We start from the raw sequence: 19,136 nt of genomic DNA, 5'->3' as shown, positions 1-19,136 counted from the left end.
CATTCCTTTCAATTTAAACGCTCAATGCGCTTCGCCCCGTATTGGTAAACAAAACCGATACTAAATAATATGCTTACGATAAGTAAAATTCCTGTCATCATGAAATCTTTCGTTGCTAGTGCAAATATAACTGTAAAGATTACGCTCCCTATGATTAGAACCGCGTTTAATAAAGTAAGAAAATCTTTCTTCTTCTCTTCTCCCCGTACTGGATACAAATCAAGCCAAATTTTCATGCGGTGATGTTTCCATAAAGTTAAGAGCTGATAGCCGATTAAATATAGGAAGATAAAACTTACGATAAATCGCCCGTATAAAAATGGAATGAAGTAAAGAATAACTCCTCCAAGAGCGAGCAAACGCACATATAATCCAAAATAGTTACCAGATCGTAAAAATGTTCTCGTATATAAGTATAAATATGTACGCTTTTCACCGATTATCGAAAGAATGAAATCGAGCCATTTTCTCCGTGCTACTCTTTCTTTTAATGCTGGTACATCAACGAACATGTTCGCGATGCGGTACAGCAGCATCATCTTCTTACCTTCTTCAGAAATTAAATACTCCCAGTTTAGTGGCTTTCCCTTTACCATTTGATGCATGATAGCAAGGTATAACACCATGAGAAGGACGATTCCACCAATGAAAAGAACTGAAGTACGTTCTACAAGGAAATATACAAATAAACCGTTTAGGATAAAGCGAATGAACCAATCCGCTCTTTGTATATTTTGATCTGTTAAAAATGACTTTTCCCACGCTACAAATAAATTCCACGCTTTTACAATGACAAATGCAAGTACGATCCATATGTAGCCAGCTCCTGTTTGCTTCATTTGCTGGAAGTATAACGGAGCAAGCGCAGCTGCTACGATTGCGATTATGTATAACTGAATCATAAATGTAAAAAGAAATGCCTTTGTGAAGTAAGGTTTTAACTTTTCTTCAACTGGCAGTAAGTAAACGAGATCCGCTTCTTTTAATAATGTTTGAATGGATCCAGCCGTTAACACGAGTCCAATTAATACTGCCATTACGAGCGCCACCGGAAACGAAGGTGTTAACGTTTGTAACCATTGCTGGTAATAATACGCTCCCGCACCAATGATGAACACGAAAATAAATTTCAAATGATCATTAAATACGTATTTACTATATGTACGAACTTCTTTTAGAAAGTGACGAAATCGTTCTTTCCATAACGCTGTGCTATTCATAATCTTCTTCCTTTGTTAGCGCGATGTAAATATCATCTAACGTTGCACCTGGCATATTAAACTGTGATTGCAGTTCAGATAGCGTTCCCTTCGCTCTTACTTCACCTTGATGCAAAATAATGAACGAATCACAATAACGCTCTGCCGTCGCTAAAATATGTGTGCTCATTAAAATACCGGCACCACTCTTTTTCATTTGGTCCATCATTTGAAGAAGGGATTGAATCGCTAACGGATCTAATCCAACGAAAGGTTCATCTACTATGTAAAGAGATGGCTCCACTAAAAATGCGCTCATAATCATTACTTTTTGTTTCATTCCTTTTGAGAAATGAGATGGAAACCATTTTAAACGATTTTTCATACGAAACTCTTGTAGTAGCTGTCCTACACGTTCTTCATATTGTTTTTCATCAACGCCATACGCCATAGCTGTTAATTTCAAATGCTCTTCTAACGTTAATTCATCATATAATACTGGCGTTTCCGGAATGAATGAAAAGCTAGAACGGTACGCTGTCATATCATCACGAATTGTTTTCCCATTAATTGTGACAGTTCCTTTTTTCGGTTCCATTAAACCGATAATATGTTTAATCGTCGTACTTTTACCAGCTCCATTTAAACCGATTAAGCCGACAAGTTCGCCTTTATTAACAGAGAACGAAACGTCTTTTAATACAGGTCGTTTCGTATATCCTCCTGTAACATTTTCTACACGCAATAACTCGCTCATACGACACCACTTTCTTCATTAGTATTCATTCTATATTCATCTTACCAAAAATTATGCTGTACTACATAGTATCCATGTACTCAAAAAAAATTTTTAAATTTATTAGCATATATTTTTCCGAAAGCGGACATCATAATTATTGAAGAAGGAACACATTGAAAAAGCAACCACCAATTGATGAGTACAACAACATAGTGAAGTCATCATGAAATGGGGTGTCCAAGTTGGACAATGAAATTTACACATAACCAGATTATTTGTTTCATTTTCGAAACGGGGTGTCTCTGAAAGAGCATATACTGTTTTAAAAAATAAACAATTTCATTTTAAAAAAGATTGCAATTCATTTCACTTGAAAATGGGGTGTCTACGGCAGAAACTTTAGCCGATTTACCGTGCATTTCTTAAATAAATGAGGTGTCTGCGAAACGTAAATTACGATAATGCTTTTTCAATCCCTCTTCAGAAAACAGGAAGCTGAGTCAGCTTCCTGTTTTTCGTGTTTGTTCTCTTATGTAATTATGGTAAAATACGGCTAAGGATATTTGAAAGGATGAGATCAATGAATCATACAGCAGACAATTGTATTTTTTGTAAAATCATTGACGGGCAAATCCCTTGCTCAAAAGTATACGAAGATGAACATGTGCTTGCATTTTTAGATATTAGTCAAGTAACAAAAGGACATACTCTTGTTATTCCGAAAGTTCACAAACAAGACATTTTTGCGTTAACGCCAGAAATCGCATCACACATTTTTTCTGTCGTTCCAAAAATCGCAAATGCGATTAAAGCAGAGTTTAATCCAGTTGGCTTTAACCTACTTAACAATAACGGTGAAAAAGCTGGACAAACTGTGTTCCACTTCCACCTTCATTTAATTCCACGCTACGGTGAAAAAGATGGTTTCGGTGCTGTTTGGAAATCACATCAAAATGAATACACTATGGAAAATTTACAAAACATCGCAAGTACAATTGCAAATAGTGTGAAATAATGACACTATAAGAAGGCGTAATACATAACAAGCCACTTCCCTGAAGTCATCAAATTCCGCATGGCTTGTTTCTTTACTTAAAATGCTCAGGGATGATTGTTTGTGCATAGCACATATAAGAAAGATATGCATATTTTTCCCATCATGAATACGAACAAAAAATAAGGAGGTCTCCTTTTATGTCAAAAGCTAAATCCTTTATTACAGGTGTTATTTGCGGCGGAGCAGTTGCTGGACTAGCTGTTCTTTTCTCAACTCCTTCTTCTGGTAAAGACATGCGCGGCAAGTTAAAAGAAAAAGGAAATGATATTAAAAAGACTTTAGCTGATATTACAGCTGATACGAAATTATTAAAGCGTCAAATTGTTGAAACTGCTTCAGAAGGTAAAGAAGTGTTTCAAGAATTAAAAGATGACATGCAAGACACGCTTTCTAACTGGAAGCAAGATATTTCTCAAAACAAGCGCCATATTGAGAAAGAAATTTTGGACATCCAAAAGTCAATTGAGAAACTACAAGAAGCTGTTCCAGAAAAAGCGTAAACAAATTCCTGCTTAGTTTTTTGCATATAACAAATATTTTTTATATAAATTGACCTTGACACGGCATATCGTATAGATATGCCGTGTTTTTATGCATTTACAATATATGTTATCACTTAACATGTAAGGACAACGTATGTATTCACGACTCATAAAACGCTTCCATAGTTATGCATGATTTGTATAGAATGTCATTTTTCCGAAAAATTTTCACAATTCTCACAAAAAGACTTTATTAATTTTTATTTTACTGGCATAATAGATAGTAATGAAAAAAGAATGTTAAAGTGGGTGAGTAAATGAAAAGTGGAGAAAAAGATTACTCGGTAAAAGAAGCGATGATTTTCAGCCAACGCATTGCTCAATTATCGAAAGCGTTATGGAAATGTGTAGAGAAAGATTGGCAGCAGTGGATTAAACCTTACGATTTAAATATTAATGAACATCATATTTTAACAATCGCTTATCATTTAAAAGGGGCTTCTATTTCTGAGATTGCTAAGTTTGGAGTTATGCACGTATCAACAGCGTTTAACTTCTCGAAAAAGCTGGAAGAACGCGGCTATCTTGTATTCTCGAAAAAGGAAGATGATAAACGAAATACGTACATTGAAATTACAGACAAAGGGGAAGAATTACTACTTCGCTTAATGGAAGAGTATGACCCTGAAAATAATTCAGTGTTTAATGGGGCTCTTGCACTTCGTAATTTTTATGGGAAGTTCCCAGAAAATATCGAACTGATTGCAATCCTGCGTAATATTTACGGACAAGACTTTATCGATATTTTTGAGAAATCATTAGAAGATATTGAAGAGAACTTTACAGAATCCGATCAAAAGTTAGTTAAGAAATAATCTATTTATTTTTTCGCAATCATGCTTAAGAATTCATTCATAAGCGGCTTAAATAAACCTTGTTTTGCTAGCGCTTCCGCAGTTTCGTGTACTTCGAGCTGATGTGGAAGCGCTTTTTCAAATTGATCTAACAGCGCATCGAACAAAAGAAGCCCTTCTGCTTTCTCCACTACATATTGCTCGTTCAGTTTTTCACAAAGATTCAGTATACGTTCAATATCTTTTTTACGAGCTTTTTTCTTTATGATCAAAGAATAAAATGGACACTTCTCTTCATCAATCATTTTAAATAATAGGTCTACATAGTATTCAGCTTGTTCTAATCTTCTAACAACGTCCATTTTCTCCCTCACTTTCTAACACAAAGTCTTCTATTTCTGAATTTTGTAACACGAACAAAATATCGTGTGATACAATATATGTATATGTATTTTAGCCAAAAGGAGGTCTCGCCTCATGACACTTATAACAGTTGTTTTTGTCGCATTCGCACTTCTTGTTATATTTTACACGAATTTCATGACACATACACTGTGTGAACGAAAACAAATAGCTGCGAGCCGCCAGCCCGGTGTCTTTCGGGTTATTAATGTATGTATAACAATTTTATTAATTTCTAGTTATATAGAAATTATATTTCATGGAAAGTGAGGAAGGAAAGCCCCTTCCTCACTTTTTTCCTCTATAAGCAAATTATACCTACAATAACCAATAAAATAAACAGTACAAGTAATAAAATAAGTTGAGAATTCATCCCCATCCCCTCCTCTATTCTGTATATGCGGCATGCGCCCAATATGGCACACTTTCAAAATCTGACACGTGCTGGTTAATTTTTCTTTATCAATATGAAAACGGTTCGAAATATGATATATTAAATTTTGTACATATTGCTTATACTATAGAACAAAACATTCATCAAAACTTTATCCTCAGCCACGGTAAGCCCTGTTAAGCGCGCTTTACCAATATAAAAAAGCAAAAGTATCAGTGAGACTTAATCGGGCTCTTATGAACTAAAATTCATCGGTGTAGGATAAATTAAAAATACATAATAGTAGGAGTGTTTATTGAATGAAGAAAGCTATGCTTGCCTTAGCCGCAACAAGTGTAATCGCATTATCAGCATGTGGAACATCATCATCAGACAAAATCGTTACATCTAAAGCTGGTGACATTACAAAAGAAGAATTCTACGAACAAATGAAAAATTCACAAACTGGTAAACAAACACTAAATAACATGGTTATGGAAAAAGTACTTATTAAAAACTACAAAGTAGACGACAAAGAAGTAGATAAAAAGTACGATGAGATGAAAAAGCAACTCGGTGATCAATTCGATACATTATTAAAACAACAAGGTCTTAAAGAAGAAACAGTCAAAAATGGCGTTCGCGCTTCATTAGCTCAAGAAAAAGCTATCGAGAAAACAATCACTGATAAAGAACTAAAAGAAAACTACAAGCCTGAAATTAAAGCAAGCCACATTCTTGTAAAAGATGAAGCTACTGCGAAAAAGGTAAAAGAAGAACTTGGACAAGGTAAATCTTTCGAAGAGTTAGCGAAACAATACTCTGAAGATACTGGTTCAAAAGAAAAAGGCGGAGACCTTGGCTACTTTACTGCTGGTAAAATGGTTAAAGAATTTGAAGATGCTGCTTATAAACTGAAAAAAGATGAAGTAAGCGAGCCTGTGAAATCACAATTCGGTTACCACATCATTAAAGTAACAGACATTAAAGAACCAGAAAAATCATTCGAACAATCTAAAGCTGACATCAAAAAAGAAATCGTTCAAAAGAAAATGCAAGATGGCCAATTTATGAACGATCTTATGATGAAAGAAATCAAAAAAGCTGACGTAAAAGTTGACGATAAAGATTTAAAAGATCTTTTCGAAGAGAAGAAAACTGACGCTAAAAAAGACGAAAAGAAATAATGCAGTAAAAAGCTTGGGCTTAGGCCCGAGCTTTTTTTATCCCCTCTTCTCCCGGTAGTTATATCTAGATTCGGTAAATGAAATTATATCGGCGATTTTCAAAATATATCAGCGCAACTCCAATTATATCAGCGATTTTCGAAATATATCGACTTACCGACAAAAAACGACAACAAGCGTGACTCCCTCTTCAAACACAAAAAAACCTTGATCCACGCCACGTAGAACCAAGGTTTATCTTATTATCATTGATTAAATTCAAAAACTATGTTAAATTAGTACAGAAACACGTTTTACAAAATACAAAGAACGTATTTATCCGTATCTTAATTGTACACCAAAACACATCTTCAGTCAACCTCTATTTTTCACTTTTAAAGGAGTGCTTACCGTATGAACAAAAACCTTGATTTAGAGCAAAAACGATTAGATACCGTAATTGAAACAATTACGGAGCAAATTGATAAACTGGAAAACGAAACTGGTAGACGCCGGGCAGAAGTAATCAATATTCGCAAACACTTTTGGGATGACGTGAAAGTTAATACTGATACTTTCGATGATTATCTTGAAACAGTTATCAACTTGAGACAACAAGCTCAGTCACTAGCTGTCACACAAATTACCCATAAGCACACCTTTAATCGACTTGCCGCATTAAGACGTATGCATAAAGCACCTTATTTCGGACGAATTGATTTCAAAGAAGAAGGAGAATCTGCCGCGGATCAAATTTATATCGGCGTCGCTACACTTACTGATGCAAGCGGAGAAAACTTCCTTATATATGACTGGCGCGCACCTATTTCGAGTGTGTACTATGATTATCCACCAGGACCTGCTGAATACAGTACACCAGGCGGCGTAATCCACGGTAATGTGGAGAAAAAATTACAATACATTATTCAAAATGGCGAGATTGATTCTATGTTCGATACGAGCCTTACAATTGGTGATGAAATCTTGCAACAAGCGCTCGGAAAAGGTACGAACAAACATATGCAGAGCATCGTTGCTACGATTCAGCGCGAGCAAAATGAAATTATCCGCCACGATGAAGGCCGACTCCTTATCGTTCAAGGAGCTGCTGGTAGCGGTAAAACATCAGCTGCTCTGCAGCGAATCGCCTACTTACTATATAAATATCGCGAATGGCTAAAAGCAGATCAAATTATTCTCTTCTCTCCTAACTCTATGTTCAATAGCTACGTTTCTAACGTACTACCTGAACTTGGTGAAGAAAATATGCAGCAAGTTACATTCCAAGAATATTTGAATCATAGACTAAGTAAGTCATTTGAAGTTGAAGATCCTTATGAGCAATTAGAATATATGTTAACTGAAACGAATAGCCCTACCTATAAAACGAGAAATGCGAGCATCCGATTTAAAGCATCCACTCAATTTTTCGAGATGATTAGAGCGTACAGACAATCTCTTGAATCTTCAGGCATGCTATTTAGAGGAATGAAATTTAGAGGAAAACTGATTGTTTCTGCGAAAGAAATTACAGAACAATTTTACAATACCGACTCCTCCCTCCGCTTCCATAGTCGAATTGAGAAGTTAACGGATTGGCTAAATAAGCAAATAGATGCACTTGAAAAAGCAGAACTGAAAAAGCCTTGGGTAGAAGAAGAAATTGAATTACTTAGTAAAGATGAATACCAAAAAGCTTATAAATATTTACAGAAAAAAGGCGAGTTTGACGACAACTCCTTTAATGATTTTGAAAAAGAAACGAGAGTACTTGGACGTATGATTGTCCGTAAAAAATTGAAGCCACTGCGTAAAGGCGTTCAAACATTACGCTTTATCAATTTCACAGGCATATATAAACAACTTTTCACAGATGCATCATGGGTTACTGAGAAAAAACCGAAAGAGTGGGATGACATTTGCTCCTTAACAGTAAACATGCTTGATGAAGGAAAACTATATTACGAGGATGCGACTCCATTCTTACTTTTAAAAGAATTAATTGAAGGCTTCCAAACGAACAGATCGATTAAACACGTACTCGTAGACGAAGCGCAAGATTATTCGCCGTTTCAGTTCGAGTTTTTAAAACGTCTCTTCCCTGCCGCGAGAATGACAGTACTCGGCGACTTTAACCAAGCGATATTTGCTCATGCGAGTGAAACGGTTAATTTCGATACACTTACAAATTTATACGGTCCAGACGAAACAAACGGCATTAACTTAACTCGTAGCTATCGCTCAACAAAACCGATCATTGAATTTACACGTGCTCTCGTACCGGAAGGCAAGAACATTCACGCCTTTGAACGTGACGGCGAGAAACCTACAGTGACGAAAGTATCCAGTGACAGCGAACTGCACGAACATATTACTGCAAAAGTTGCTGAACTACAAAAAGAGCAGCACAATACGATCGCAATTATATGTAAATCTGCAGCTGAAAGCGCCGCTGCCTATGAGGCACTTAGTCCTATCGAGAATATTAAACTTGTGAAAAGTAACTCAGCCGAGTATGAGCAAGGCATTGTCGTGATCCCTGCTTACTTAGCAAAAGGCATCGAATTTGATGCTGTTATTATTTACGATGCTTCTAAAGATGTGTACAGCGACGAGAGCGTTCGTAGATTGTTCTACACTGCTTGTACGCGCGCAATGCATGAACTGCAACTTTATAGCGTTGGCGAAGTTAGTCCTTTTATACTTGGGGCTGATTCGGAGAGTTTTGAGCTTATAATGAAAACACCTTAATGATGGAAGTGACCCCCGAAAACGGGACACATATTAAAACACCTCCCGAATTCGCATACTAAGTATGCAAATTCAATGGAGGTGTTCTTTTTATCATTTAGACTTGTAAAATGCTTCGTATTTCTTCTAAACGTAAATTTGTAAACTTTGCAATATCTTCGATTGGCATTCCATTTTTATGCATTCCACGAATTAATTGAATCTTACCTTCTTCAATTCCCTCTTTCTTTCCTTCATTACGAGCATGAGCGAACTTTGCGGCTTCATCCATCAAAGCTTTCTCTCTTGCCTCATATGCTTGTCGGAAAGAAGAATCTTGACTCATACGCTCCCATTTATTCATCGCTTTTTGTAAAATCGGATCTTGGTTCATCGCAATGTCCTCCAATGTTTGGGTTAGTTGTTCATCCTCGTTTGCCGGAAGTAATAATAACCAACGAACAAACAAATCTTCCCAAGGATTTACTTGTTCATTCCGCCACTGTTGCATAAGTTTCGAAATCTCTACGATGTGAACTTCGATATCACTACTCAATATTTTATGTTGTTGTCGATTCCATAAAACTCCTGTTGTATGGAATGCCTCGTATTCAGGAAACATAACGAAATTTAACAAATTGATTGTAATTGTTTTATGAAGAGAGCTGTATGGCATTCCCTTTTGAAGTTGAGCTGTGTATAGCCTTCCCCAATAATATAAACTGCATTTAATCATATCATGATTATTATTGAGTTGTATTTCTACATTGACTTTTGTTCCTGTGTCTAATGTAGCTGAAATATCTAAGATAGATAACTTATCTTCTTCATGTTCCCTGTGTAAATGTGGATCTGCAAATTGTAACGAAACAATGGGTGATTCTAAAGAATCCTGTAACATCGCATTTAAAAAAGCAATTAAAATATCTTCATTTCCACTTGTGCCAAATAATTGTTTAAAAGCAAAATCAATGCGTAAATTCACTAATTGTTGGCTGGACATGAAATTTTCTCTCCCCATCTCATAAGAGGCTTTTCTTTTATTGTACATAAAATAGTGATACGCATGCAAACACGCACTTACTTAAATTTCATAAAACGCCCTGTATTTGCAGGTTATCACATCACTTCTCACGATGCAGACATTCTTACGATTGACGTACTTCTATCCTCACCTTCATTAGATCCTGACACTTCCAAAAAAGATGCGGAAGAATACTCCTATTTACAACAACTAACTGAATCGATATCTCGTTCTGAATTATGTATTTCTGTTAAAGAGAGTGCACTTATTTAAACACAAAAAGAGGGTTATTTATGATAACCCTCTTCTACTATCTATTTACGTTTGTACTTGATCATAATAATGCATTCTTTTATATACAACTTATATAAGTATCAAGGTGTTTTTCTAATTCTGAATGAAATGCCCTTACGTCTATATACACTCAGCACAATCCCCATTATAAGCGCATGAAATACAGTCGGCGTTAATCCGTAACTAATAAAAGGTAAGGATATAGCAGCAAGCGGCAATAATCCTAGTATCATTCCAACATTATAAATGAACTGGAATACAAAAAGAGTCAATCCACCAACGAGTAGCAATTTACCGTACCGATCATTTATTTTATAAGAGATGACTATTAATCTTGCTACAAAAAGAGAAAGAACGAAGACAAGAATTAATGCAAGCCAATACCCATAATAGTAAGTCAAACTTGCAAATACAAAATCAGTATCCGGAGCAGGGATGAATTTCATATCTCCATATGTACCAAACCAACCTGCTGATGACATTACCTCTTTTAATCGTATATACATAAATCCTGCGCCACCTGCATCACTCTCAGGATTTAAATACCCTAAAAGTCTATCTAAGTGGTATCCTGAAGACCATGATACGGATACCTTAATAATAAATAAACAAATAGGTACAACCGTAATAATCAACGACGTTTTCTTTCCTAGCTTACTCCACCAAAGCATAACGAATACCATCGTAATATAGATGAAAATTGACGAAAGGGTGGATACAATTAAAAATAAATACAAAGAAAATAAATATAAAACCACAAGATGTATAACTTTTAACCTATTATTATTGAAAAAAGAAGCCCAAGCTAGAAAAAAGAAAGGAACTGCCATTAAACAGTCAACTGCAATTGGACCAATTTTTATTAACGGTTCTCCAATCATTGAAGCGTTTGGAAAACAGTATAGAATTAACAAGACAACTACTCCGATTGTGTAAAACAACCATCCCATTCTCTCTAATTTCCGATAATCAAGTAACATCATCCCAATCGCTGTTATAACACCCAGAATAACAAATATCACCTTATTCATTATTACATCATTCGTATATCCAAAAACTAAAACTGGTAAAAACCCTAACCCCATCGCAGCCACCAATAAAATAAGTAAGAACCAATCAACCTTTGGCTTATGAAGTTTATTAAATTCCCGCCCTAATTTACTCGGACTTCCCATTTGTTCCACCGCTTTATTTTCAGCAATTTCCTCACTTAAACCTTTTTCTATCCATGTGTTCTTTGCCTGTTTTAAATGAAAATCTAGTTCGGTTGCTACAAAGCTCTTCGCTTCTTTTGATTTAATATGATTCGTAACTTCGCTTACAAAACGCTCCCCTTTTTTGTTCAATTCCGCCTCACTCCTGTACTAATCCTTTTAATATAAATCGTGCCTTCGTAGCATTCTTCTCTGCCTTTCGCAGCATCTTGTTTCCTTTATCATTTAATTGATAATATTTAGCTCCCGCATGATCCCAGCTAGATTGGATAAAGCGATTCTGTTCTAGACGATGCAATAAAGTGTATAGAGATCCTTCATCACCTTCGAATTTTTGAATTCCTCTCCCCCGCAGTAACTGCATCAATTCATAACCTGTTTTTTCATTCATAAGAAGTTGCAACACTGCTAAAAGGATGTCTTCTTCCTTTTCGGACGATTGATTGATTTTTTCGTGCACCCGCTTTTGGTGCCGATCAGAAAAACTCAAATGTTTAAACGTTGTGTTCTCCATTGATTTTCGCAAGCCTTTTAATCGACCTTCCATTCGATTATTCCTCCAATCCTTCCTTCAAAAGCTCCTTCGCTTTTTTCAGTCTCGTTTTTATCGTGTTTTCCTTTACTTCTATTACTGTAGCAATCTCTTTAATTGATAATTCCTCATAATAAAATAGATAAATGACTTCTCGATATTTTATCGGTAAATTCATTACCGCAGAAGCCAACCTACTATCCTCAGCATTTTGAATAACTGTTTGTTCGACACTTTCTTTTTGACTCTCCATATACGTAAAGTCATCCTCTGTAACGATAACTTTTTTGTTATACCAACTTTTTATATAGTCCTTACATTGATTGATTGCAATTCTCCATAACCATGTTTTCACATTCGAATTCCCTTTATATGTATGAAGAGATTTATAGCATTTCACGAATATATCTTGCGTTACATCCTCCGCAACCTCTTTATTATTCACATACGAATACACAAGCTGCAGGACTTCTTGTCCATACTTGTTCATTATTTCGTCGATAAGGTCCTCCTTATCTTCTATTTCAAACGCTTCTATCGTTAATTCATCCACATCATTTCCTCCTTCCCATATATTAGACGACGCACTGTATGGAAAAGTTTTATAAATGTATAAAAAAATACGATCGGCAATCACATTTTTTATAAAGCACTTCCTCAGTAAATTACATATAATAAACCGAATAGTCGTTACAATGCATTCACCTAAAGAGCGTCTTTCTCCCAAGGCGCTCTTTAAGTTTACAATAAGGATTTTGTCTTAGTTTTATATCATCAAGATTCCCCTCATCGCTAAATTAAAAAGAGAACCGATTTAATCGAGTCCCCCTTCTTTCTAACGCTCACTTAAAGAATCTAATATATCATGGCCATACAAAGATGAATCGATAATATCAAAACTAATACATTCTTCATACAAGTGTAGTATTTAAACTTCTATACATAACGCAATTGCATGAAAACCTTAACTTGTAGGAAATTCATAAACAGGTTATACATGATAAACTACAATTTACACAACCACCATTTAAAACTAGGAATTTTCATCCATATATCTTGTTCCCTATTTTAAAACATAATACAATGAATACGTAACTTAATAAGCTATAACTAGTAGGTGTGGCAATCATCTCTTCCATTTTGAAAAAAGGGGGAGGTGATAATATGATCGCGATGTTTGTAATTAAATTAGTGTATGGTATCCTAACCGGAGCTGGCGTTGTCATCGGTAGAAGATACGTCGGTCCGTGGCTAATTTCTGTATACAAAAAAGCGAGAACCACCCTGCTTCGTGGAAAAGGTAAGGGCGGTTCTCGGCTAAAACGTTAATGTAATTGTCTTATAACCGCACCTACTACCACCACAATAGCAAGTTAGGTTACACAAGGCAGAAGTTTCTCAGGCTTCTGTCTTTTTTATTTTATGCAAAATTCACACTACATACTCTATCATCATTGTAACACATTTTATTTATTTTTAGTCAAGAGAAAAAACACCTCTTGAATTCGCATAATAAGTATACAAATTTTTAAAAATTAAACCATCTATCCCCTAAAGTATATAGGAAATAGATGGTTTAGTTTTTTTAACGTGTGTTCCATTTTCATGGCTCACTTCAAATCACTGTGATTTTCACTTTATTCTTCTAAATACCCAATCGCAGCTAGTGCCTGTAAGTATTCTTGAAACAAGGGATTTTCAATATTACATTCTTCTTTTTCTAAGCCCATAAGAACTGTAAGTTTATTGTACATCATCTCTGAATGACCTAATAGGTTGAAGTAATTAATGTATGTGCCATCCGCACTTGCTAAAAAAATAACAATTAATTTGCCTTCTTGAATTTCTTTATTGAAAAGATCTTGCTCATTGAAATCTGTATTTTGTTCAGATTGATTAAGTTGTATCATTTCAGCAAAATTTTTTTTTTCCGCATCACTAAACAACCCCATCAAAACAGCCTTTTCCTCGATCTTATAACACTTTACTATTTCTTTAAATTCGATATTTGTATCTAGATAAATGGAACCAATTTTATTTTTTTTGATTTCTGTAGCTCTATACTCACTTTTCAAAATTGTATCAATTTCGTCTATCGAAAATTTATTTGGGATGTTTCGCATTTTGTATTTTTCATAAAGTTTATTTATCATACACTACTCCTTTTTAATAGAATGAATGACCACCTGTTCTATTATGGATATGGAAGTGGAAATAATAACCTTCTGCTGACGTTTTTCCTTTGTCACGCTCAGGGCCAATTGGTGTTCTCCCGTTTCCAGCATCTTTTGCAACAGTTGCCGCTAAAGCATAAGTTTTTGACCAAACATTGTTATTCTTTTTATCACTTGATTTCATTCTTGAAACTGCAGTTGCTTTAGAAATTGGTCCGCCAATATATAAATCACCTTTTGTTAAAACAGCAGCATAGTGATCATATTTTTTCTTTCGTAATTCTGCTGCAACTTTCCCCACTACCGTATATGTAGCACCTGCAATAATTACAGCAGCACCAATCGCGATTAAATGCGAAACAAGCCCTTGACCAATTACACCTGCCAGCGGTAATAAGAACACTACAGAAGCATGCGCTTCCATAGAATCTACTTCAAAAGATTCGTTTGTTTTTATATCGGTAAATGTCGCTTTAAACACTTCGTCAGTAGCCTCTTCAACGTCAACTCTATATTCTTTTTCAACTTCATTTCCGTTTGCATCTTTTTCCATTGATTTCACTGTAAATGTGTTATCTGTTTTATCCCAAGCCGCTGAAACTGTTGCATCACCTTCTACCGTTTCAACTTCTGTTTGTACTTCTACTTTCTCACTATTATTCTCAAGTACTTCAATATTCTCGTCTTGAACCCAACCTTCAGCTAAAACTTTACCATTTGGAATGATTCCAATGCTTAAAACAAAGATTAACATTAATGATACTATCTTTTTAATCATAATTCTCCACCCTACTATAATTTTATAAAACCATTGCCAATTTGATTACTGCCACCAATGTCCACTGTATTTTTTTCTAAAATTTTATACACTTCTTGAGGGAACTTTACTTTGCTAGATGGCAGTTTAAATGTTTCCTTATTCGCAAGAATTAAAGATACAATTCCTGTTACGTGAGCCGTTGCTAGAGATGTTCCATTTTCAATCGAATAACCATTAGAAGTTGTAGTGGTTATTACGTTCACACCTGGGGCTGCAAAATCAATTTTCCCATTCCTTGCAGCAAAACTTGCAGCTTTATAAGCGTGATTTACTGCTGTTACTGAAATAACATCTTTATAATTAGCTGGATATTCAACTTTTCCGCCATAATTATTACCTGCAGCTGCAATAACAATTATCCCTTTTTGAATCGCCTTCTCAATCACCCTTTCAAGTTCAGGATGGTTAGAAGACATACCAAAGCTAATGTTTAACACATCAACATTTTTTTCAACGGACCAATTAATACCTTGAACTAAATTATCAATCTTCCCTTTTCCATCATCATTAAGAACTTTAACATCATAGAGTTCCACTAGCGATGCTGCAACGCCAGTGATTCCAATTTTGTTATTATTTGCTGCGATAATACCTGCCACATTCGTTCCATGGCCTAAAACATCAATTACTGGATGTTGCGGCTCAATTACGTTGTATTCTTTAATTACAAGATTTTTTAAATCATCATGTTGTTTTTCTATTCCACTGTCTAATATCGCAACCTTAATCTTACTTTTAGATTCGAATTCCCAATATTCCGAATTTAAATTTAAAAGTGCCCATGATCTTCCTTGCTCCTTTTTGCTTTTTTCTAGTAAAGCAAGGTTGTCTGATTGATTTATTTTAACCAAACTCGTAGGTTGAAAGAAAAAGAAATAGACAGCGCAAATTGCAAAAACAAAAACTAAAAAAATCAAAGAATACAAAATTTTCTTCTTAATCACTATCCCCTCCTAACATCAAATAAATTCTAATATACATATATAACCAAAATAATACTGTTTTTACTATTTTTTCTTGTTATACTGATACTGAGTTTAGATAAACATTTCATTTAGTAACCTATTCACCAAATGAATTTAATTGAAATAAATGTAAAATAATAAAATTCTTACCGGAAAATCCATCTCTTGGTTCATCAGCAAGGGATAGTCACAAGCGAAATATCCCCCAATATATTCTCGTAAAGTAGAAAACTGAAACAGATTAAATTTCTTTAGGGATGGCTTCGCCATCTCTTTTCTGTTTCAGCTTCAAAGATTGGTTCAATGACTAATTTTGTTGCTATTTGTACAACTCTATCTTTGATCGTAGGAATTCCAAGTAGTCTTTGTTTTCCATCCCCCTTTGGAATATAGGTTCTTCTCACAGCTTGTGGATGATATGGCTTACTTTTGAGTTCCTTGTACAACTCATTTAGAAAGTTACGTTCTCCATATTGGTGAACAATTCCCTCAATTCTTTGTCCATCCACTCCTTCCCTTCCTCTATTCCGTTTTACTCTTCGCCATGCTTCAGCTAGTATATCGGGGCGATAAATCTTATCATACAACGCATGAAATCTTCGGCTTGAATTTTCTTTGGCACAAAGATATAAAGTCTTCCAAAGTTCTTGAGCTTTTACATCAGTGTAGTTAGCAAGTTTTCCAGTATTCACTCACTCGTACCTCCTTCCAACTTATGAACAAAGTAGAGGTCCTTCCCTACATAACGTTGTGTTGTGGTTATGATATTCAGTACTATGATCTCCTCCGACTCCCTCTTTACAGTCCACCATTTCGCATATGCTTATAGGCTTTCTCTCTCCTTTCTGAAAGAAAGGGCAAAGGAAGGTCTCCCTAGTTCCAGACACTACTTTCTCAACATACCATCCTCCGTACCCCGAAGGATTCTTCGATGCTGTATTTCCAAGTTCTTCACGTCTTCCATGGTTTTCTCCTATATTCACCAGGCTCAACTTCCCTTTGTCCTATTGCTAGGTTTCTTTTAACGAGGCGGCAAGGTTCACTTTATGTTACGGTTTGTTGATTCGCTCGCACTTCTAAATAGAAGTCACTTTGTCACAGAGCTTCAACCTTAGGATTTCTCCACCAGTTGCCTGTTAGCTACTAGACGACTTGGCTCTTACCTAGGCTGGACTTTCACCAGCAAGCGTGCCCAGCTTAGCTGGGCACGCAAAATAAAAAGACTCTCTCCATTAATGATAAGAGTCTTTTTAACACCAAATACTCATAATTTATCCCCTACAATAAAGAAAGAATTGTGTATTTTTATACCTACACAATTCTTTCTTCCAAAAACATATCTATTTTACGCTAACGCAGCTGCCTGTTCTTGTTGATCTACAGGAATAACAGCGTCTGTTAGTGCTTTTTCTAGTTCTGCTGTATATTTCATTTGTTCTTCTTTGCTCCAGCCTAGTTTCGCAGCCATGTAGTTGATTACTGCTTCTTTCCACTCGTATACCCAGTGGATGTTGAAGAATACAGCGCCTCTGCGGCGTACGAAGAAGTCAACTGGTTTTGCTGTCATTTCGTAATCCATTGCATATACAAGCGGGATTAGAACGTCAAGCGGCATGTTGTATTCTTTCGCTTCGTCTTTATGTTTTTTCGCTAAGTCAAATAGTACGTCAACGTTAGAACCATAGAATTTCGCGAATTCTTCTGCTTGTGCTGTTGTTAAACCATATTTCGTACCTTCGCCAGCTTTTTTCGCAACGAATGCTGGGAATCCGTGTGAACCATCTACATGTCCACCAGAGATTGGCATATGTTTCGTGTCGCTCTTCGGATATGCGCTATGACCTTCTTTTTGTAGTAAGTTCGTTACGTAGTCTACTACCATTTCAGCCATTTTGCGGTATCCTGTTAATTTACCACCTGCGATTGTAATTAAACCAGATTCAGAAGTCCAAATTTCGTCTTTACGAGAAATTTCAGATGCACTCTTACCTTCTTCATAAATTAACGGACGTACACCAGCCCAGCTTGATTCAATGTCTTTCTCTGTAATTTTCACGCTTGGGAACATGTAGTTAATCGCATTAATGATGTATGTGCGATCTTCTGTTGTCATTTGTGGTACAGCTGCGTCTTTATCATAGAACGTATCTGTTGTACCTACGTATGTTTTTCCGCCGCGAGGAATCGCGAACACCATACGTTTATCTGGTGTATCGAAGTAAATCGCTTGACCTAATGGGAAACGTTTTTGGTCAATTACTAAGTGAACACCTTTTGATAACTGAAGTACTTTTCCTTTTTTCGAATTATCTTTTTCACGAAGTGTATCTACCCAAGGGCCAGCTGCGTTTACAATTTTCTTACCGTAAACTTCGTATACTTCTCCGTCTAGTAAATCGATTACACGTACACCGCATACTTTTCCATCTTTATATAAGAAACTGTCTACTTTTGCATAGTTAACAGCTTTTGCGCCGTGCTCAATTGCTTCTTTCATTACTTCAATTGTAAGACGCGCATCATCTGTACGATATTCTACGTAGTAACCGCCGCCTTTTAATCCTTCTTTTTTTACAAGAGGCTCTTTGTTTAATGTTTCTTCACGGTTAAACATCTTTCTGCGCTCGCTTCGTTTTACACCTGCTAAGAAGTCGTATACACGAAGACCAATTGATGTACTAAATGATCCGAATGTACCGCCTGTATGGAACGGAAGTAACATCCACTCTGGTGTTGTTACATGGGGACCGTTCTCATATACGATCGCACGCTCTTTACCCACCTCTGCTACCATTTTCACTTCAAGTTGTTTTAAATAACGTAGACCACCGTGTACAAGCTTCGTTGAACGACTTGATGTACCTGCTGCAAAGTCCTGCATTTCAAACACAATTGTTGATAACCCGCGTGTTGCTCCATCTAATGCAATACCAGAACCAGTAATACCTCCACCAATTACGATCACATCTAACTCTTGTTTATTTACTCCGTTTAATACGTCTTTACGTTGTTTACTTGAAAATTTCATGGTAATTCCTCCCTTTGATAACGAAAAAAGAGACCACAAACTCCGCTATAGATTTCGCCTCTATAGCGCGTTGTGGTCTCTCC

Annotated in this window: 19 protein-coding genes and 1 pseudogene; 8 read left to right on the top strand and 12 right to left on the bottom strand. The window is 35.9% G+C overall.

Features of this window, described 5'->3' with window-relative positions:
• Window positions 1-8: 8 nt before the first annotated feature.
• Window positions 9-1,220 carry an ABC transporter permease EcsB gene (gene ecsB / locus NST86_RS05590; protein WP_061663874.1) on the bottom strand — a complete coding sequence of 404 codons (1,212 nt, stop codon included), beginning with the start codon at window positions 1,218-1,220 and terminating at the stop codon, window positions 9-11.
• Window positions 1,213-1,956, bottom strand: a complete 744-nt coding sequence (gene ecsA, locus NST86_RS05585) for an ABC transporter ATP-binding protein EcsA (protein ID WP_001292603.1) — start codon at window positions 1,954-1,956, stop codon at window positions 1,213-1,215. The genes ecsB and ecsA overlap by 8 nt, the downstream gene beginning before the upstream one ends.
• Window positions 1,957-2,518: 562 nt before the next feature.
• On the opposite strand from ecsA, the gene NST86_RS05580 reads away from it, so the two are divergent.
• The 3 genes from NST86_RS05580 to NST86_RS05570 all read left to right on the top strand — a co-directional run bounded on the left by NST86_RS05580 (window position 2,519) and on the right by NST86_RS05570 (window position 4,352).
• Window positions 2,519-2,953 carry an HIT family protein gene (locus NST86_RS05580; protein ID WP_001016835.1) on the top strand — a complete coding sequence of 145 codons (435 nt, stop codon included), beginning with the start codon at window positions 2,519-2,521 and terminating at the stop codon, window positions 2,951-2,953.
• A 179-nt stretch (window positions 2,954-3,132) separates the two neighbouring features.
• The gene (locus NST86_RS05575; RefSeq protein ID WP_000030302.1) at window positions 3,133-3,495 is read left to right on the top strand and encodes a YtxH domain-containing protein; all 363 of its coding nucleotides are present in this window, start codon (window positions 3,133-3,135) and stop codon (window positions 3,493-3,495) included.
• A 299-nt stretch (window positions 3,496-3,794) separates the two neighbouring features.
• Window positions 3,795-4,352 carry an HTH-type transcriptional regulator Hpr gene (locus NST86_RS05570; protein ID WP_000834924.1) on the top strand — a complete coding sequence of 186 codons (558 nt, stop codon included), beginning with the start codon at window positions 3,795-3,797 and terminating at the stop codon, window positions 4,350-4,352.
• Between the two features lie 5 nt (window positions 4,353-4,357).
• On the opposite strand, the gene NST86_RS05565 is transcribed toward NST86_RS05570, so the two are convergent.
• A complete protein-coding gene (locus NST86_RS05565; RefSeq protein ID WP_000383655.1) occupies window positions 4,358-4,693 on the bottom strand; it encodes a DUF1878 family protein in 336 nt (111 codons plus the stop codon).
• 115 nt (window positions 4,694-4,808) lie between these two features.
• Between NST86_RS05565 and NST86_RS05560 the strand changes: the two genes are divergently transcribed.
• From NST86_RS05560 to helD, 3 genes are all read left to right on the top strand, one after another.
• Entirely contained in the window at window positions 4,809-5,003 is a 195-nt protein-coding gene (locus tag NST86_RS05560) for a hypothetical protein (protein ID WP_000172690.1), read from the top strand.
• Window positions 5,004-5,426: 423 nt separating this feature from the next.
• Window positions 5,427-6,293, top strand: a complete 867-nt coding sequence (gene prsA, locus NST86_RS05550) for a peptidylprolyl isomerase PrsA (protein WP_000710067.1) — start codon at window positions 5,427-5,429, stop codon at window positions 6,291-6,293.
• A 393-nt stretch (window positions 6,294-6,686) separates the two neighbouring features.
• A complete protein-coding gene (helD, locus tag NST86_RS05545; protein ID WP_061663875.1) occupies window positions 6,687-9,023 on the top strand; it encodes an RNA polymerase recycling motor HelD in 2,337 nt (778 codons plus the stop codon).
• A 97-nt stretch (window positions 9,024-9,120) separates the two neighbouring features.
• Here helD and NST86_RS05540 read toward each other — a convergent pair whose 3' ends face one another.
• The gene (locus tag NST86_RS05540) at window positions 9,121-10,005 is read right to left on the bottom strand and encodes an Rpn family recombination-promoting nuclease/putative transposase (protein ID WP_061663876.1); all 885 of its coding nucleotides are present in this window, start codon (window positions 10,003-10,005) and stop codon (window positions 9,121-9,123) included.
• Between the two features lie 90 nt (window positions 10,006-10,095).
• On the opposite strand from NST86_RS05540, the pseudogene NST86_RS05535 reads away from it, so the two are divergent.
• Window positions 10,096-10,299 (top strand): annotated as a pseudogene (locus NST86_RS05535) (hypothetical protein); the annotation flags it as partial.
• 101 nt (window positions 10,300-10,400) lie between these two features.
• Here NST86_RS05535 and NST86_RS05530 read toward each other — a convergent pair.
• The 3 genes from NST86_RS05530 to NST86_RS05520 are packed head-to-tail and all read right to left on the bottom strand — an operon-like array spanning window position 10,401 to window position 12,619.
• Window positions 10,401-11,666, bottom strand: a complete 1,266-nt coding sequence (locus NST86_RS05530; RefSeq protein ID WP_061663877.1) for an FtsW/RodA/SpoVE family cell cycle protein — start codon at window positions 11,664-11,666, stop codon at window positions 10,401-10,403.
• Window positions 11,667-11,673: 7 nt separating this feature from the next.
• The gene (locus NST86_RS05525) at window positions 11,674-12,081 is read right to left on the bottom strand and encodes a PadR family transcriptional regulator (protein ID WP_000399088.1); all 408 of its coding nucleotides are present in this window, start codon (window positions 12,079-12,081) and stop codon (window positions 11,674-11,676) included.
• 4 nt (window positions 12,082-12,085) lie between these two features.
• Window positions 12,086-12,619, bottom strand: coding sequence for a sigma-70 family RNA polymerase sigma factor (locus tag NST86_RS05520; RefSeq protein ID WP_000344007.1), 534 nt, complete (start codon window positions 12,617-12,619; stop codon window positions 12,086-12,088).
• A gap of 611 nt (window positions 12,620-13,230) precedes the next feature.
• Here NST86_RS05520 and NST86_RS05515 point away from each other — a divergent pair.
• Window positions 13,231-13,395, top strand: coding sequence for a hypothetical protein (locus tag NST86_RS05515; RefSeq protein ID WP_000561154.1), 165 nt, complete (start codon window positions 13,231-13,233; stop codon window positions 13,393-13,395).
• 308 nt (window positions 13,396-13,703) lie between these two features.
• On the opposite strand, the gene NST86_RS05510 is transcribed toward NST86_RS05515, so the two are convergent.
• The 5 genes from NST86_RS05510 to glpD form a co-directional block, all read right to left on the bottom strand.
• Window positions 13,704-14,219, bottom strand: a complete 516-nt coding sequence (locus NST86_RS05510; RefSeq protein ID WP_016117371.1) for a hypothetical protein — start codon at window positions 14,217-14,219, stop codon at window positions 13,704-13,706.
• 13 nt (window positions 14,220-14,232) lie between these two features.
• A complete protein-coding gene (locus NST86_RS05505; protein WP_016117370.1) occupies window positions 14,233-15,018 on the bottom strand; it encodes an SAR2788 family putative toxin in 786 nt (261 codons plus the stop codon).
• A 14-nt stretch (window positions 15,019-15,032) separates the two neighbouring features.
• Window positions 15,033-16,004 carry a S8 family peptidase gene (locus NST86_RS05500; protein WP_061663878.1) on the bottom strand — a complete coding sequence of 324 codons (972 nt, stop codon included), beginning with the start codon at window positions 16,002-16,004 and terminating at the stop codon, window positions 15,033-15,035.
• Window positions 16,005-16,276: 272 nt separating this feature from the next.
• A complete protein-coding gene (locus tag NST86_RS05495; protein WP_016117367.1) occupies window positions 16,277-16,717 on the bottom strand; it encodes a hypothetical protein in 441 nt (146 codons plus the stop codon).
• 653 nt (window positions 16,718-17,370) lie between these two features.
• A complete protein-coding gene (glpD, locus tag NST86_RS05490) occupies window positions 17,371-19,053 on the bottom strand; it encodes an aerobic glycerol-3-phosphate dehydrogenase (protein ID WP_000672831.1) in 1,683 nt (560 codons plus the stop codon).
• Window positions 19,054-19,136 lie beyond the last annotated feature (83 nt).

The organism is Bacillus sp. FSL L8-0199 (genome assembly GCF_038005705.1).
In the GTDB taxonomy this organism is placed as follows: domain Bacteria; phylum Bacillota; class Bacilli; order Bacillales; family Bacillaceae_G; genus Bacillus_A; species Bacillus_A cereus.
Note: the sequence above shows the minus strand (reverse complement) of the source record. Positions and strands in the feature narration are given on the sequence as shown.

What these genes read in the sequence shown, in the direction of transcription:
- ecsB (WP_061663874.1), bottom strand. Translation starts at nt 1,220, where the DNA reads ATGAATAGCACAGCGTTATGGAAAGAACGATTTCGTCACTTTCTAAAA.
- ecsA (WP_001292603.1), bottom strand. Translation starts at nt 1,956, where the DNA reads ATGAGCGAGTTATTGCGTGTAGAAAATGTTACAGGAGGATATACGAAA.
- NST86_RS05580 (WP_001016835.1), top strand. Translation starts at nt 2,519, where the DNA reads ATGAATCATACAGCAGACAATTGTATTTTTTGTAAAATCATTGACGGG.
- NST86_RS05575 (WP_000030302.1), top strand. Translation starts at nt 3,133, where the DNA reads ATGTCAAAAGCTAAATCCTTTATTACAGGTGTTATTTGCGGCGGAGCA.
- NST86_RS05570 (WP_000834924.1), top strand. Translation starts at nt 3,795, where the DNA reads ATGAAAAGTGGAGAAAAAGATTACTCGGTAAAAGAAGCGATGATTTTC.
- NST86_RS05565 (WP_000383655.1), bottom strand. Translation starts at nt 4,693, where the DNA reads ATGGACGTTGTTAGAAGATTAGAACAAGCTGAATACTATGTAGACCTA.
- NST86_RS05560 (WP_000172690.1), top strand. Translation starts at nt 4,809, where the DNA reads ATGACACTTATAACAGTTGTTTTTGTCGCATTCGCACTTCTTGTTATA.
- prsA (WP_000710067.1), top strand. Translation starts at nt 5,427, where the DNA reads ATGAAGAAAGCTATGCTTGCCTTAGCCGCAACAAGTGTAATCGCATTA.
- helD (WP_061663875.1), top strand. Translation starts at nt 6,687, where the DNA reads ATGAACAAAAACCTTGATTTAGAGCAAAAACGATTAGATACCGTAATT.
- NST86_RS05540 (WP_061663876.1), bottom strand. Translation starts at nt 10,005, where the DNA reads ATGTCCAGCCAACAATTAGTGAATTTACGCATTGATTTTGCTTTTAAA.
- NST86_RS05525 (WP_000399088.1), bottom strand. Translation starts at nt 12,081, where the DNA reads ATGGAAGGTCGATTAAAAGGCTTGCGAAAATCAATGGAGAACACAACG.
- NST86_RS05515 (WP_000561154.1), top strand. Translation starts at nt 13,231, where the DNA reads ATGATCGCGATGTTTGTAATTAAATTAGTGTATGGTATCCTAACCGGA.
- NST86_RS05510 (WP_016117371.1), bottom strand. Translation starts at nt 14,219, where the DNA reads ATGATAAATAAACTTTATGAAAAATACAAAATGCGAAACATCCCAAAT.
- NST86_RS05505 (WP_016117370.1), bottom strand. Translation starts at nt 15,018, where the DNA reads ATGATTAAAAAGATAGTATCATTAATGTTAATCTTTGTTTTAAGCATT.
- glpD (WP_000672831.1), bottom strand. Translation starts at nt 19,053, where the DNA reads ATGAAATTTTCAAGTAAACAACGTAAAGACGTATTAAACGGAGTAAAT.